The sequence below is a fragment of the Mesorhizobium sp. M8A.F.Ca.ET.181.01.1.1 genome (genome assembly GCF_004792025.1).
Lineage (GTDB): Bacteria > Pseudomonadota > Alphaproteobacteria > Rhizobiales > Rhizobiaceae > Mesorhizobium.
In genome coordinates this window covers 1-364 of record NZ_SRTV01000099.1, presented here as the reverse complement: position 1 = coordinate 364, position 364 = coordinate 1, and the positions used below count along the sequence as shown (strand labels likewise).

Here is a 364-nt window from a genome sequence, read left to right as displayed (position 1 = left end):
CGCCGCGGTGATCGCCGAAGTGAAGAAGGCAAGTCCGTCCAAGGGCGTGTTGCGCGAAGACTTCGTGCCTGCGCAAATCGCGCGTTCGTATGAACAGCACGGCGCGGCCTGCCTGTCCGTGTTGACCGATGTGCAGTTCTTTCAGGGCAGCGTCGCGTATCTCGAACAGGCGCGCGCCGCCTGCCAGTTGCCGGTGCTGCGCAAGGACTTCATCGTCGATCCGTATCAGATTGTCGAAGCCCGTGCGATGGGCGCCGACGCGATTCTGCTGATTGCAGCCGCGCTCGACACGGCGCAGATGCAGGACCTCGAAGCGCTCGCGCACTCGCTGGGCCTCGCCGTGCTCGTCGAAGTGCACGACAAC

Annotated in this window: 1 protein-coding gene; it reads left to right on the top strand. The window is 64.3% G+C overall.

The window, feature by feature from the left end:
- Positions 1-364 (top strand): indole-3-glycerol phosphate synthase TrpC (locus EN824_RS33755; protein WP_135933181.1); only part of this gene is annotated, 364 nt, incomplete at both ends.